General features: G+C 58.8%; 13 protein-coding genes and 1 pseudogene. 9 read left to right on the plus strand and 5 right to left on the minus strand.

What is annotated here, in order from left to right:
• Nucleotides 1–15: 15 nt before the first annotated feature.
• Entirely contained in the window at nt 16–930 is a 915-nt protein-coding gene (locus ACP693_RS02535) for a hydroxymethylglutaryl-CoA lyase (protein WP_425986792.1), read from the minus strand.
• Complete coding sequence (locus ACP693_RS02540) at nt 927–2,165, minus strand: CaiB/BaiF CoA transferase family protein (RefSeq protein ID WP_425986790.1); 1,239 nt, start codon at nt 2,163–2,165, stop codon at nt 927–929. Before ACP693_RS02540 ends, ACP693_RS02535 begins: the two co-directional genes overlap by 4 nt.
• A 967-nt stretch (nt 2,166–3,132) precedes the next feature.
• Here ACP693_RS02540 and ACP693_RS02545 point away from each other — a divergent pair.
• The 9 genes and pseudogenes from ACP693_RS02545 to ACP693_RS02585 form a co-directional block, all read left to right on the plus strand.
• Nucleotides 3,133–3,456 (plus strand): 2Fe-2S iron-sulfur cluster-binding protein, encoded by a 324-nt coding sequence (locus tag ACP693_RS02545; RefSeq protein WP_425986788.1) that lies wholly within the window; start codon nt 3,133–3,135, stop codon nt 3,454–3,456.
• Between the two features lie 44 nt (nt 3,457–3,500).
• Nucleotides 3,501–4,565, plus strand: a complete 1,065-nt coding sequence (gtdA, locus tag ACP693_RS02550; protein ID WP_425986786.1) for a gentisate 1,2-dioxygenase — start codon at nt 3,501–3,503, stop codon at nt 4,563–4,565.
• A gap of 77 nt (nt 4,566–4,642) precedes the next feature.
• Nucleotides 4,643–5,638 (plus strand): dihydrodipicolinate synthase family protein, encoded by a 996-nt coding sequence (locus ACP693_RS02555; RefSeq protein ID WP_425986784.1) that lies wholly within the window; start codon nt 4,643–4,645, stop codon nt 5,636–5,638.
• Nucleotides 5,635–6,225: a 2-hydroxychromene-2-carboxylate isomerase gene (locus ACP693_RS02560; protein WP_425986781.1), complete on the plus strand. Its 591-nt coding sequence runs from the start codon at nt 5,635–5,637 to the stop codon at nt 6,223–6,225. Before ACP693_RS02555 ends, ACP693_RS02560 begins: the two co-directional genes overlap by 4 nt.
• Nucleotides 6,226–6,264: 39 nt before the next feature.
• Nucleotides 6,265–7,170, plus strand: a complete 906-nt coding sequence (locus ACP693_RS02565) for a VOC family protein (protein WP_425986779.1) — start codon at nt 6,265–6,267, stop codon at nt 7,168–7,170.
• Nucleotides 7,171–7,266: 96 nt separating this feature from the next.
• Nucleotides 7,267–8,472 (plus strand): NAD(P)/FAD-dependent oxidoreductase, encoded by a 1,206-nt coding sequence (locus tag ACP693_RS02570; RefSeq protein WP_425986777.1) that lies wholly within the window; start codon nt 7,267–7,269, stop codon nt 8,470–8,472.
• 72 nt (nt 8,473–8,544) lie between these two features.
• A complete protein-coding gene (locus ACP693_RS02575) occupies nt 8,545–9,207 on the plus strand; it encodes an OmpW/AlkL family protein (RefSeq protein WP_425986775.1) in 663 nt (220 codons plus the stop codon).
• Between the two features lie 68 nt (nt 9,208–9,275).
• Nucleotides 9,276–9,875 (plus strand): glutathione S-transferase C-terminal domain-containing protein, encoded by a 600-nt coding sequence (locus ACP693_RS02580; protein ID WP_425986772.1) that lies wholly within the window; start codon nt 9,276–9,278, stop codon nt 9,873–9,875.
• A 510-nt stretch (nt 9,876–10,385) separates the two neighbouring features.
• Nucleotides 10,386–10,648 (plus strand): annotated as a pseudogene (locus tag ACP693_RS02585) (transposase); the annotation flags it as partial.
• A 16-nt stretch (nt 10,649–10,664) separates the two neighbouring features.
• Here ACP693_RS02585 and ACP693_RS02590 read toward each other — a convergent pair.
• The 3 genes from ACP693_RS02590 to ACP693_RS02600 form a co-directional block, all read right to left on the minus strand.
• Nucleotides 10,665–11,854, minus strand: a protein-coding gene (locus tag ACP693_RS02590) for an IS3 family transposase (protein WP_426019199.1) whose coding sequence is annotated in 2 segments (ribosomal slippage) — nt 10,665–11,596 and nt 11,596–11,854 — 1,191 coding nt in all. Because the reading frame shifts where the segments join, the coding sequence is not laid out codon by codon here.
• A 301-nt stretch (nt 11,855–12,155) separates the two neighbouring features.
• A complete protein-coding gene (gene maiA / locus ACP693_RS02595) occupies nt 12,156–12,803 on the minus strand; it encodes a maleylacetoacetate isomerase (protein ID WP_425986766.1) in 648 nt (215 codons plus the stop codon).
• The gene (locus tag ACP693_RS02600; RefSeq protein WP_425986764.1) at nt 12,800–13,510 is read right to left on the minus strand and encodes a fumarylacetoacetate hydrolase family protein; all 711 of its coding nucleotides are present in this window, start codon (nt 13,508–13,510) and stop codon (nt 12,800–12,802) included. Before ACP693_RS02600 ends, maiA begins: the two co-directional genes overlap by 4 nt.
• Nucleotides 13,511–13,672: the final 162 nt, after the last annotated feature.

A 13,672-nucleotide genomic window follows, 5' to 3' on the forward strand; every position in this document is an offset into this window, starting at 1 on the left:
TTCTAGGCTCAGCCGTCACGATTTAAGCCCCAGACCCGACGCCAGGGCGTCGCGCACACGGCCGCCCATCATGGCACCGGGAAGCTGAGCTCCCTCCAAGGCCACGCCCACGAGGCGCTTGAGGTCTAAGCCAGTCGGGACGCCCATCTGTTCGAACGTCCAGACCACGTCCTCCGTGGCCACATTGCCGGTTGCGCCTGGCGCAAATGGACAACCTCCCAGTCCCGCGAAGGAGGCGTCCACCACGTCGACACCGGCGTCCCAGGCAGCCACGACATTGGCGACGCCCAATCCATACGTGTCGTGACCGTGATAGGCCCACCCTCCGACCTGCGGAAACCGAGACCGGGCGGCGGCGAACAATGACGAGACCCGGTCGGGCGTGACCCTGCCCGTGGTGTCGCACAGACAGATTTCGGCCTGCGGAAGGATGTCCACCAGCCGATCGAGCAATGCCAAGGTGTGGGTGGAGTTCATCCTCCCATCCCAGGGACAGTCGAAAGCCGTGGCGACATTCAACCGCATCTGCGCGCCGTCCGGCATCATTGCTGCGACTGACCGATAGTCCTCGACCGATTCCAAGGGCGTGCGCCGGACATTGTTCTCATTATGGCGTTGCGATACCGAAAGAACGAAGGCCAGGTGGGTGGCTCCGGCCTCGAGGGCCTTGCCGGCGTTGCGGAGATTAGGAACCAGTACCTGCACGTCGAGACCCGGCAGGGCCTGCGCTCGCCGCATGACCTCACCCGCGTCGGCCAACTGCGGCACAGCCGTAGCGCTGACGAACGCGGTGGCCTCCATCCGCCTTACGCCTGCGGCATAAAGCTTCTCAACCAGATCGAGTTTCACGGGGGTCGGGATCACATCTGTGATCGACTGAAAACCATCACGGGGGCCGACCTCGACAATTTCCAGGGCTCGTTGATTCATGGCATGGCTCCTGCTGCACGAAGGTCGGCGATCTGTTCCGCGCTGTAATCGAGCAACTCGGCTAGGATTTCCGGACCATGCTCGCCGATATTCGGTCCGGTCCAGCGTATGCTGCCGGGGCTTTCTGGCACATGAGGCACCACGCCAGCATGCAGCACACGGCCCAGGCGGGGATCTTCAATCTCCTGAACCATGTTGCGAAACCGATACTGAGGATCTGCAGCGATGTCGGCGGCGGTGTAGACCTTCGAACACGGAATATCAGCAGCATAAAGGAGGTCGACGAGCGCGATTGAGTCGTATTCGCGCGTCCACTCCGCTATTATGGCGTCCAGGACAGTCATGTGCGACACCCGCGCCGCATTGCCCTTGAACCGGGTATCTTCGGCCAGACCGGGCTGCCTCATTGCGGCGGCGAGCTTTTTGAACAGGGGCTCGGAGTTGGCTGCGATCAAGATCCATGAATTGTCACGGGTAGGGTATGCATTGGTGGGGGCCGCGGTCACGATCCCACCACCGGTGGGTTGCTTGATCTTGCCCAATCGACCGTATTCAGGAAGCATGGCCTCCATCATGCTAAAGACGCTTTCAGTAAGGGCGACGTCCAAGCTTCTAGGCACCCCGTCCCCGCCTTCGCGGTCCCGCTGCCAAAGGGCCGTCATGACGCCGAAGGCCGCATAGAGGCCAGCTATTGAGTCCCCGATGCTCACTCCCACGCGTACAGGCGGCAAATCGTAAGTGCCCGGCGGGTGATTTGTGAGGTGGCGCAATCCCCCCATAGCCTCGCCAATCACGCCAAACGCCGCGCGGTGTCGATAAGGACCGGTCTGCCCATAGCCAGAAATGTGGGCAATGATCAGGTCCGGGCGATGGGCCCGCAATACATCCGCCCCCAGACCCAGCTTCTCCAGTTGTCCCGGTCGGAAATTCTCAACCAGCACATCACATTTCGCGACTAGGTCAAGCACTACGGCTTTCGCCGCTTCGGATTTAAGATCCAAGGCGATGCTGCGCTTATTTCTACCGTGAACCGACCACCACAGTGAATGACCATCTACCTGCTCACCCCACTGGCGCACGGGATCGCCTGAGGGAGGCTCGATTTTGATGACGTCCGCACCGAGATCGCCCAACAGGCGCGTGCAGAAGGGGGCGGCAACGAAATGCCCCAGTTCGAGCACCCTGAGCCCCGTCAGAACCGGAGCGGCCGGGGCCAGGGCGAGTGGATCGGGCATGTCGGAAGTTCCATTGGCGAAAGCCGGATAATAGGCGCAGGGCGTATGCAATGCTATACTGAGAGTATCAAGCGCGCTGCTTGGGATGGTCGTCAGTCGTTGCCTCCTGTACCCAGTCCATGACAACTAAGAACGCAACGTTAGAATCGATATGGTTGTCCAAGCCGAGTTCGCGCCGCTTTTCGAGCAGGGCGCGTTCTGCTCCGGAACAACCTAATCGTTTTACTTAATACCTTCAGACTGCCACCGCCCCGGCGTGGTCTTTGTGTTGCGAGGATGCCTCCCGACCAAGGCGGCTTAGCAAGGTATTAATCCGCATCATTCGCTATCAAGCAAAAAGACCGCGCAGCTCCTGCGAGATCGACTCCGCCTGCGGAACTTATACTTCCTCCCGAGAGTTGCATCGTCGGCCAAGTGACAGGCTCGGCGATCGCCACAGCGTGGATAGTGTCAGTTTACCCGCGCATCACTGAGGCCTTCGTTTACGCTTGCGGCATCAGCCTCACTTCTTGGCAGGCCGCGATCCGCTCACGAGCTCAGTTATGAGCCGTGGCGAGTGCCTCAGAAGAGACAAGGCGGGGACGGACCGGCGTCAAGAACTAAACGACTGGCCCCACCGCAATCGCGGTCCAACGATCACGAGGAAATTGAAAAAGAGCTACGCCAGAGCGAGCCAGAAAACAGCGATGGTTCGGATACTTGCTCCCCAGACGTGAAATCCGCAATGATCAACACACCCTGAAAATCTTCTTCGGTCAAGGTCGTCCAATCATCACGTCAATCCGCTTGACTGGCCATCGCAGCGGTGCAAAAAATATAGTATGCATGCTTAATGAGCGCGCAGACATAACGAATAAAAAAAGGCGGGTGAGGAATAATTACGTCTTTACGATGCGCGAACAGGCGCTCGGGAGACGGCATCCGAACATGCCTTCTTGTTGATTGGTGATGCTAAAGGGAGGTGCCGATGACGATCCAAGTGGTGTTCATCGATTCGGCGGGCGAGCAACGCGAGGTCTCGTCCAGCGACGGCCAGTCTCTGATGGAGGCGGCGACATTGGCGGGCGTGCCGGGAATCGATGCGGATTGCGGCGGTGCGTGTGCGTGCGCCACGTGCCAGGTTTATGTGGATTCCGATTGGCTCACGCGAATTCCGGCGGCCACCGAGGGCGAAACGAGCATGCTCGAGTTTGCCGCTAACCGGCAGGATAACAGTCGCCTTGCCTGCCAAATCCGGCTTACGCCAAAACTTGACGGCCTGACAGTGACTACTCCACAATTCCAATTTTGATTGAAATAAGCGCTTCCTGTTTGAGGCGCGAACCGGATAGCAACATGTCTCTTACCGAAAAACCCACGGAAACCGCAGATCGAAAGGTCTTTTATGAAAAGATCGACCGCGGTTCCTATACTGCGCTTTGGACTGTGCTTTCTAATATAATCACGCCCGAGCCGAAGAGTGGCTGCGTCCCACATCTTTGGCGCTTCGATGAGGCAAGATCCTACTTGCTGGAAGCAGGCGGGCTGATCACAGCGCGAGAAGCTGAGCGGCGTGTACTTGTTCTCGAGAATCCGGGACTGCGCGGCCAGTCAAGGATCACGACCTCCCTTTATGCGGGCCTGCAGATTGTTATGCCGGGGGAAGTGGCCCCCGCGCACCGTCACAGTCAGTCGGCCCTTCGCTTCGTGCTGGAAGGCAGCGGCGCACATACCTCGGTCGATGGTGAGCGAACAGTGATGCAGTTTGGGGATTTCGTCATCACCCCGCACGCCGCCTGGCATGACCACGGCAATGACAGTGATGAGCCGATGATCTGGCTGGACGGTCTCGACATCCCGATTGTGTCGGTCTTTGACGCGTCATTCGCCGAAGAGCATCTTGAGGATCGGCAGCGCATCACGCGCCACGTTGGGGACAGCGCCTGGCGTTACGGTGCCAATATGCTGCCGGTCGGTTACAAGTCAACCAAAGCAACGTCGCCGATCTTCAACTACCCATACGCGCGGTCGCGGGAAGCCCTTGATCACCTGTTGAGACAGGGAGAGATCGACCCCCGCCATGGGTTCAAAATGCGCTACATCAATCCGGTGGACGGCGGCTGGGCCATGCCGACGATTTCGCCGTGTCTTCAACTCCTTCCAAAAGGGTTCAAGACGCAATCCTACCGCTCGACGGATGCGACAATCTTCGTAATCACCGAGGGCAGTGGCCGTAGCGTGATTAATGGCGAGACGTATGAATGGGGTCCAAGGGATTTGTTCGTCGTGCCGAGCTGGCACACGGTCACACATGAGGCAGACGGCGAGGCGGTCATGTTCTCATACTCAGATCGCGTCTGCCAAGAGAAGCTCGGGCTTTGGCGTGAGGACCGCGGGAACGAGGCGCCGCTCAACGCATAGTCAGCGGGCCGGTCCGGAAGGCGCTGGATGCGCCTGCCGATACTTGTAGATCCTACCCACAAATTGGAGATCAAGCCATGAAACATGAACTGCTCACGGTCGATGACGTAAAGGGATGCTGGGCAATAATGCCCACGCCTTCCAAGTCCAACGCCTCGGACCCCCGGGCAGAGAACACTGTTGATCTGGACGAAACCGCACGTGCGGTCGAAGCCCTCATCACCTCGGGTGTAGATGGTATTCTTTCGCTTGGCACACTCGGCGAAGGCGCAACCACAACCTGGGAGGAGAAGCGCGGGTTCATGCAAACGTTGGTCGAGGCGGGACGGGGCCGCGTTCCTATATTCGGCGGTGCAACCGCGCTCAATACCCGTGACTCCATCACCATGACAAAGACCGCCCGCGAGATCGGGCTTGACGGGGTGATGCTGGGGCTTCCCATGTGGGTGCAGCCCGACGTGTCGACAGCGGTACAGTTTTACAGAGATGTGGCCGAAGCCTGCCCGGATATGGCCATCTGTGCCTACGCCAATCCTGAGGCGTTCAAGTTCGATTTTCCGCGTGCGTTCTGGGCGCAGGTGTCTGAAATTTCACAGGTGGTTTGTGCAAAATACATCAACACGGCCGCGCTTTATGCCGACCTGAACCTGACCAGGCGACGCATACGTCTCATGCCGCTCGATGTGGACTACTACGCCGCCGCCCGCCTCGATCCCGAAAACTGTACAGCGTTCTGGACGAGTGGTGCGGTTTGCGGGCCGACCCCCGTCATCCAGCTCCGTGACCTCGTGGCCGAGGCGGTGAAAACCGGCGATTGGACCCGTTCGAAGGCACTGACCGATAGAATTGGCCAAACCTATCGAACGCTCTTTCCAAACGGTTCATTCAAGGAGTTCTCGGTCTATAACATCGGTATTGAGAAGGCCCGAATGGATGCGGCCGGGTGGATGGTGGCAGGACCTTGTCGCCCTCCTTATCATCTGGTTCCCGAGGCGATCCTGGAGGGAGGGCGGGAATCCGGGCGGCAATGGGCAAAGCTCGCCAAAGAACTTGAGGCGGGAACCTCCAAGTGACTGGCAGGCAGCTTGATTTCTATTTCGACTTCATGAGTCCGTTCGCATACTTGGCCTTTCACAAGGTGCCGGCGCTCTGCAGGCAGTATGGTCTGGAGTTTCGTCCACATGTTGTGAATCTGCCCCAGTTGAAACTCATGGCGGGCAATACGTCGCCCCCAAACGTCACACTTCCTTTGAAGATCCGCTATCTGACCAAGGATCTGAGCCGCTGGGCCGAGGAATATGGCGTGCCGCTAATATTCCCTATGTCTCTTGCGTCAGAAAAACTGAACAAGGGCTTCCTGTATGCATCGGGTAAAAGCGAGGGCGAAGCTTTCATCCGTGCGGCCTGGGACCGGGTTTGGGGACAAGGTGCCGATCCTGCAGATCCAGCGCTGTTGGACGAGCTTGCCGGCCGCTTTGGCTGGAGCGCGGAGGCACTTTCAGCCTGGGTCTTATCAGATGACGCTACTGACGCCTACGGCGCCAGTACGCAGGCTGCCCATGATGCGGGCGTATTCGGCACGCCTACCATGATCGTGGGAGAACAGATGTGGTGGGGCAATGATCGCCTCACGTTTATGGAAACATCCCTACAGCACTAGTTTAGACATTAACGTTATTCATCTAGAAGGAGACATAAATTGGCGCTTCAAAAGCTTTCGCACGCGCACTTGAAGGTCAAGAACCTCGAGGAATCGATAAGATTTCACTCGGATGTTCTGGGTCTGGAGAAGATCGACGAAAAGGATGGTACAGTTTACCTTACATGCGGCACCGATGGAACTTTCGATGTTGCGGTAACCGAAGGCGGTTCCGGGGTGATCAGTTTTGCTATCGCGGCAGATGATGAGGAGGACCTCAAGCACTACAGCAAGCGCGTGTCCGATGCTGGAGTGCCGGTTCGCGAAATGAGCGATTGCGATCCAGGCGTTGAAAAGATTATCGAATTCGACCTGCCGCCGCAGGGCCAGAAAATGCAGATTGCCTTGCTACGCTCCGAAGCGCGAAAGCATTATTACAATCCAGCTTCTCGAAACGCCAACCATCTGAGCGGTCTGGCGCCGCTTGACCTCGACCACATCACGCTGCGCGTCGGACCAGATGCAACGGCGACAATCGATTTTCTCCGCGACCACATTGATTTTTACGCTTCGGACATCGTTGAGTTCCCCGGCGGTCAAGGGCGTCTTGCGGCTTGGATGCATGTCGGGGACTACCATCATGACGTCGCAATGTTTGCCGGGGCACCACACGAAACGCTCGACCATCTAGCATGGACCATTCCTAACATCGAGTACATGAAGCTCATGCTCGACCAGGTGGCTCGAGGTGGAATCCAGACAGAGGCAGGTCCGGGCCGCCACGGTGTGGGTTCAAACCTGTATTCCTACTTCTTCACCCCCGATGGCAATCGCTATGAGTTGTCGGGAGAAATGCCCCGCTGCGTAGACCGAAAGGCAGGTCCGTATATTTGGCAAGCTGACCAACCCGGCATTTTCAGTTCGTGGGGCGCGCCTTTCCCAGAGAGCTTTAAAGTGGGTTCCTAATCAAGGACAGCGCTGCGCCAATCGCGCAGAGGGACAATCTGCGGATGTACAGGGGCAGAGACATCGCCGTCCGAAATCATGGCTGGAGAGGCATACATGGAACGCGTTGTCATCATAGGCGGCGGATTGGCTGCGGTATCCGCCGCGAAAACGTTGCGTACAGAGGGCTTTGAGGGCGCTTTGACTATGGTGTCGGAAGAGCCTTGTCTACCATACGATCGTCCACCGCTTTCAAAGGCGGTTCTCCAAGGTGCCGCTGATTCCCAGAGTATCTGTCTGCTCACCGAAGAGGCGAGGCAGAAACTTGAGATCGAGCTTCGTATCAACTCGCGCGCCGAGACAATTGATCGCGTCGCGCAGATGGTCCGGCTTTCAACGGGAGACTCCCTATCCTATGATCGCCTGCTGATTGCCACCGGTAGCCGGGCTCGAATCCTCGACGGGCCATTCGCCGGGAAGGCGAATGTCTTTTATCTCCGCACCATTGCTGATGCGGAGCGCCTACGCGCGCAGATGGTGCCGGGACGGTGTCTTTTGTCGATAGGCGCCGGTTGGATCGGGCTAGAGGTCGCAGCGACCGCCCGAAAAGGTGGGATGAAGGCTGTGGTCGTAGAGTTGGCCCAGATGCTCTGCGGCCGAAGTTTGCCAATGGAGGTCGGCATGGCTCTGGGGGATGTCCACCGTATCAACGGTACCGAAGTCTACCTGAACACCTCGATCAGGGCGGTGGGTGGAGAAGGTCGGGTTGAAAGCGTGACGCTTTCTAACGGCGAAACGCTGGCGGTCGATATTGTGGTTATCGGGATCGGGGCGGTAGCCAATGATTCCCTCGCCGAGGAGGCCGGACTGGAAACCGATAATGGCATTGTCGTGGACCAATTTCTAAGGACGACCGATCCGCTGATTTTTGCTGCAGGTGACGTGGCGGCGCAGCGTGTTGATGGCGGCAGACCCGTGCGCAGGGAGTCCTGGGCCAATGCGCAGGACCAGGCGGCGGCGGCGGCCCGCAACATGCTGGGGCACGACAAGCTCTATTCGATCAACACCTGGTTCTGGTCCGACCAGTACGACCTCAATATCCAGATGATCGGGGTCAATCCGGCAGAGGAAGGAGCCATGCTCTTAAGGAAGGATGAAGGCCGGTCTTTCACTCGCTTTTCGGTCGTCGACGAACGACTGGCAGGCGCGATCTGCTTTGACAGGCCGCGCGAAATGGCAGTCATCCGCCGCCTTATCTCAAAGGGTTACAGCGTGACAGACGACGCTTTGACCACCGTGCGAGACCTTCGCGAACTACTTTGAGGACTCCGGTAAGCGTAGCCGTGCGGCATCGCTGCAGATTACGTAAATAGATAAAAATCAGGGAGGAAAACTATGCGTCAGATTTCTTACTTAGCCGTGGTCGGCGCCGGTCTAGCTTTCGCTCAGAGCGGTATGGCTCAGGCACAGGATGCCGATCACAAAGACTGGTACCTACGGGGAGGGCCCGTGGGGATATACTTCAGCCCTGGCGCCGAACTGGATGTCGCGGGTGCTCCGTTACCGGGTGCCGACGTATCGGTAGAAGACAACTATTCCGTCAGCTTCGATGTCGGATACCGGATTACCGACGAATTGTCCGCCAGCTTCACTTTCGGCGTCCCGCCCACCGCAGAGATTCGTGGGGATGGAAGCCTGGCCGGAGCGTATCTAGGAGACGTGACCTATGCCCCCGCTATCCTGGCGTTGCAGTATCGCTTCCCGACTCAGACGACTAAGTTTGAGCCTTATGTCGGGGTCGGCATCAACTATACAATCATTCTCGATGAGGAAGGTCAGGATGTTGCCGACTTCGAAGTGGATAACGCTTGGGGCACCGTTCTTCAGACTGGTTTCGAAAGCATGGTCACCGATCGAATGGGGGTCTATTTTGACGTGAAAAAGATCTGGCTGGAGTCAGATGTCAGGGGCACATTGGGCGTCGGTGGCCCGCCGGCGTCTGGAAAGGCGACGCTGGATCCGCTCCTAGTCGGTGCCGGGGTGGTCTGGCGTTTCTGAAACACTCGTTCCACCATTATGTTCGCTAATCGGTCAAGCTCGTTCTCGAAAGGTCATAGATTGTGACAATGGACCTCTATTATATTCCGGCTGCCTGCTCTCTAGCTGCCCACATTAGCTGCCTGGAGGCCGGAATTCCCACAGCATGCCATTTAGTTACGAGGGGGCCGACAGGGAGCAAGGTCGAAGGTGAGGATTTTACCAATATCAATCCGCTTGGTTTGGTGCCCACCATCGTTGATGGCGACATGACGCTTACTGAAAGCGCTATCGTGCTGCAGTATATCGCAGACAAGGCCAATGGAAAGCTTGGCAAGGTAACAGGGGATGATCGCTGGAAGCTGCTTGAAACTTTGAACTTTCTGGCTACCGAAGTCCATAAGTCGCTAGCCCCGCTGTTCCGTCCAGATCTTCCGGTTGAAGCCCGCTCCTTCTTCATAAATTTTGCAATGGGCCGAATGAGCGATACACAGAACCTTATCGGTCGGGCAGGATACCTCGTCGGGGACAGCTTCACTGTCGCCGATGCCTACCTCTTCACCCTCCTCGGCTGGTGTACCTTCCTCAAGTTCGACATGTCACCTTGGCCAAAGCTTGAGGAATACGCCAAACGGATCGGCGATCGCCCTTCCGTCCGGCAGGCACTCAAGGAGGAAGGGTTGGTATAGAATGGTACCGCGGCGGGCTTGTAGGGATTCCACCATCAATATCTTGGAGCCATGTCAGCCAAGACCAAGCGGCGGCCTGATACTCAGCGTTTGTTAGGCCTCTCAGCTCATTTTGAGCAGTAGGCCGTGCCTCTTTCCGATCGCGCAGTGGGCTGGCCTGTCGCGGTCAGGCTCTCAGCATAAGCCTGAGGAATAATGTAGCCCATCAACAAGCGCGGGTGCCTGCGATCTAGTCGTTCGCTAAAGCCGTCAGCTTCTGCCGTGCGGGCGACAGGTCGAATAACGCTGTCTCGTTCGACATTTAGTGGCACATCCTGCCGGAGAACGCTTCCACGAAGCAGTTCCGTTTGGGCTTGCCTGGCGTGTTGCACTGGCACGCGACCGCCAGGCTGACTTAGCCAGGCTGACTTAGCCAGGCTGACTTAGCCAGGATGGCGGTCGAGGTGGCGACCTGCCCGCTTCCTGATCCCTCGGTTTGAGTGAGAGCCCGTCAACCTCAAGGAGACGGACATAAAGAAGAGCAGGTTCACCGAGGCGCAGATCATAGGGGTGCTGCGCGAACAGGAGGCGGGCGGTGCGACGGCGGAGGTCCGCCGGCGGCACGGATCAGCGAGCAGACCTTCTATCGGTGGAAGGCCAAATACAGCGGGATGAGCGTCTCGGACGCCCAGAAACTGAAGGCGCTGGAGGACGAGAACCGACGGCTGAAGAAGCTTCTGGCGGAGTCGATGCTGGACGTGTCGGCGTTGAAGGATCTCCTGGGAAAAAACTTGACGTGACCCCCGTTTCTCATCCAGCGATAACGAGAGTCCTTGGGCGATCTGAGCTGGGGTTGGTGGGGTTGGCAATAGGCCGGTCTGCGCAGCTTTCAAGTCGGGCAGCAGGCCGGCCGATGTCTCCGATGAGTGCCTTTGCGTAGGCCTCGTGGGTCAGCCATCCCAGCTTCGAGTGCGGCCGGGCTTGGTTGTAATCGCGCCGCCAGGCTTCGAGCACGACCCGGGCGTGCGGCAGGGAGCGGAACAGTGTCTCGTTCAGCAGCTCGTCGCGAAGGCGGCCGTTGAAGCTCTCGTTGAAGCCGTTCTGCTGAGGCTTGCCCGGCGCGATGTAGTGCCAGCCGACGGCCGCATCGTCAGCCCAGGCCAGGATGGCGTTCGAGGTCAACTCAGTGCCGTTGTCGCTGACGATGGTCTCCGGACGCCCGCGCTGCTGGATGATGACGTCCAACTCGCGCGCGACCCGGCCCCCCGACAGCGACGTATCGGCCACCAGCGCCAGACACTCGCGGGTGCAGTTGTCGATCACGGTCAGAATGCGGAAGCGGCGGCCATCGGTGAGCTGGTCGGACACGAAGTCCAGCGACCAGCGCTGATTGGCGACCAGCGGTGTCTCCAGCGGACGTCGAGTGCCCATGGCCCGCTTTCGGCCGCCGCGCCTGCGCACCGTCAGCCTCTCCTCCCGATAGATCCGCTGGACCCGCTTCCTGTTGACCGCATGGCCCTCACGCCGGAGCATCACGTGCAGGCGTCGATAGCCGAACCTCCGGCGCTCCTGGGCCAGGGCCTTCAACCGGTCGCGCAGGGCACCGTCGTCCGGCCTTGTGGCCCGATAGCGAACGCTCGCCCGATCGGTGCCCAGCACCCGGCACGCCCGCCGCTCGCTCATCTCGTAGACCGACTGCAGGTGCGCCGCCGCTTCTCGATGCGCAGTGGGCGTCACCACTTTTTTCCCAAGAGGTCCTTCAGCGCGACGTTGTCCAGCATCGCGTCCGCCAGCATCCGCTTCAGCTTGGTGTTCTCGTCCTCCAGCGCCTTCAGACGCCGGGCCTCCGACACGTCCATGCCGCCGAACTTGGCTTTCCTATTGTAGAAAGTTGCCGAGCTGACGCCGTGACGCCGGCAGACCTCCGCCGTCGCAACGCCGGCTTCCTGCTCACGCAGGATCCCGATGATCTGCTCTTCCGTGAACCGTGATCGCTTCATCTGTCCGTACTTTCGAGGGGCGGACTCTAGCTATTCCTGGAGGAGTTTCAGGGGGGCACGTCAAACTGACCGGGCCCGCCATTCGCCACGAACACGCTCCGGTCGCATTTCATGCTCGACAACGGTTGGATTACCTCACTTGAGCGCCTGTTACAGCCGTGCAAGATCGACGTTAGCCTATAGCCGTTGTCGTGTGCTTGGCCGGGCACAGGCCCCCTCGGCCGGTTCGATCGTAAAAGGCAGGAGCCCGCTCGCCGAGAATAGATAGCGGACGGAGGCGACGAAGTCACTGTTCCCTGAATCAAACTGCGTCCGGTTGCTGTAAGGGTGCTGCATTTCGGAACGCGGGGAGCGCATCCGCTGCGTCGAATATGCGTGCTATTGTGGGCCAACGTCCCATCTCGATTACGAACCGTCGGTTATTCAAGACTTGGGCGTAGACGCAGCAATCGGCGAGACCGGGCGTGTCGCCGTGGCAGAAACTCCCGGTGCGACTATCTTGCGCCAGCATCTTCTCGAGCGGGTCGAACGTGGTTTCGACCCAGTAAGTGAACCATTCTTTCTGAGCGCCGTCGTCGGCTCCGAATTGCTCGCCTAGGCGAGTCAGAACTCGCAGGTTGTTAAGGGGGTGGATCTCGCAGCCGATCATGTAGGAGAGCGCTCGCACACGAGCGCGTCCGTCTGCGTCCTCTGGTAACAGCCTGGGCCCAGGTTGGGTTTCTTCCAACCATTCGATGATTGCAAGCGACTGCATCAATGGTTCTCCATCGTCGCGCTCGAGAACTGGCACGAGGCCTGCTGGGTTCAAGGATAGAAACTCTGCCGTACGAGTTTCCCGGTTTCTTAGCGCATAGGAGACATAGTCATAAGCGATGCCCTTGAGGTTGAGTGCGGCGCGAAGTCGCGTCGATGCGGAGGAGCGGAAAAAATTGTGGAGCCGAAAGTTCATCGGGTAAATCCGGGTGAGCGGGGCCCAATGGTAGTTGTGATCTCTCCCAAGCCATCGATCGAGATTACGCAGACATCGCCCACGTCCATCGCGCCGACCCCAGCCGGTGTGCCCGTCATCACCAGATCACCGGGCCGGATTTCAATCGAACGCGACAGAATCGAGACGATCTCGGGGACCGACCAGATAAGGTCCAAGAGATCGGCGCTTTGCTTGACGACGCCATTCAGCATTAACCGGATTGATCCGCGCTCCGGCGTGCCGACCGGCGTGCCGGGATGGATGGCGCCGATTACCGCCGAGCGGTCAAAAGCCTTGCCCCAGTCCCACGGACGTCCTGCTTCGCGAGCAGCAAGCTGCAAATCCCGCCGGGTCAAGTCATTGCCGATCCCATAGCCGAAGATGTGGTCGCGCGACCGATCCTCTTGAATATTGGTGCCGGACTTACCGATGGCGACGACCAGCTCCGCCTCGTAGTGAAAATCCTGCGTCTCTGGCGGATAGGCGACGATCCGTCCATCCTCGACAATGGCATCGGCGGGCTTGGTGAAAAAAAACGGCGGGTCCCGATCTGGATCCTTGCCCATCTCTTTGGCGTGGGCGGCGTAGTTTCGCCCCACGCAGAAGATCCGACGCACGGGGAAACGTTCAGCCCGTCCGGCGACTGGCAGACTGACCACAGGGGGTAACGGGAAAGAGTATTTCATCGATGCTACCGTTTCTCTCGTGATGATGGCGTGTCAGCGTGGATGCATTGAACCGAATCCACCCCGCAACGTCCGACCTCAGTCGGAGCGACGAAGAGCCGAGAAGGATCGAGGCGCAAGTTCCGCCACCTACGACTGAACCGCATCGGATCGATCGAGGGC

Origin of the sequence: Brevundimonas sp. TWP1-3, assembly GCF_049896085.1 — a bacterium.
Lineage (GTDB): Bacteria > Pseudomonadota > Alphaproteobacteria > Caulobacterales > Caulobacteraceae > Brevundimonas.

Coding starts and splice junctions, on each gene's coding strand:
- ACP693_RS02535 (WP_425986792.1), bottom strand. CDS start 930: ATGAATCAACGAGCCCTGGAAATTGTCGAGGTCGGCCCCCGTGATGGT.
- ACP693_RS02540 (WP_425986790.1), bottom strand. CDS start 2,165: ATGCCCGATCCACTCGCCCTGGCCCCGGCCGCTCCGGTTCTGACGGGG.
- ACP693_RS02545 (WP_425986788.1), top strand. CDS start 3,133: ATGACGATCCAAGTGGTGTTCATCGATTCGGCGGGCGAGCAACGCGAG.
- gtdA (WP_425986786.1), top strand. CDS start 3,501: ATGTCTCTTACCGAAAAACCCACGGAAACCGCAGATCGAAAGGTCTTT.
- ACP693_RS02555 (WP_425986784.1), top strand. CDS start 4,643: ATGAAACATGAACTGCTCACGGTCGATGACGTAAAGGGATGCTGGGCA.
- ACP693_RS02570 (WP_425986777.1), top strand. CDS start 7,267: ATGGAACGCGTTGTCATCATAGGCGGCGGATTGGCTGCGGTATCCGCC.
- ACP693_RS02575 (WP_425986775.1), top strand. CDS start 8,545: ATGCGTCAGATTTCTTACTTAGCCGTGGTCGGCGCCGGTCTAGCTTTC.
- ACP693_RS02580 (WP_425986772.1), top strand. CDS start 9,276: ATGGACCTCTATTATATTCCGGCTGCCTGCTCTCTAGCTGCCCACATT.
- maiA (WP_425986766.1), bottom strand. CDS start 12,803: ATGAACTTTCGGCTCCACAATTTTTTCCGCTCCTCCGCATCGACGCGA.
- ACP693_RS02600 (WP_425986764.1), bottom strand. CDS start 13,510: ATGAAATACTCTTTCCCGTTACCCCCTGTGGTCAGTCTGCCAGTCGCC.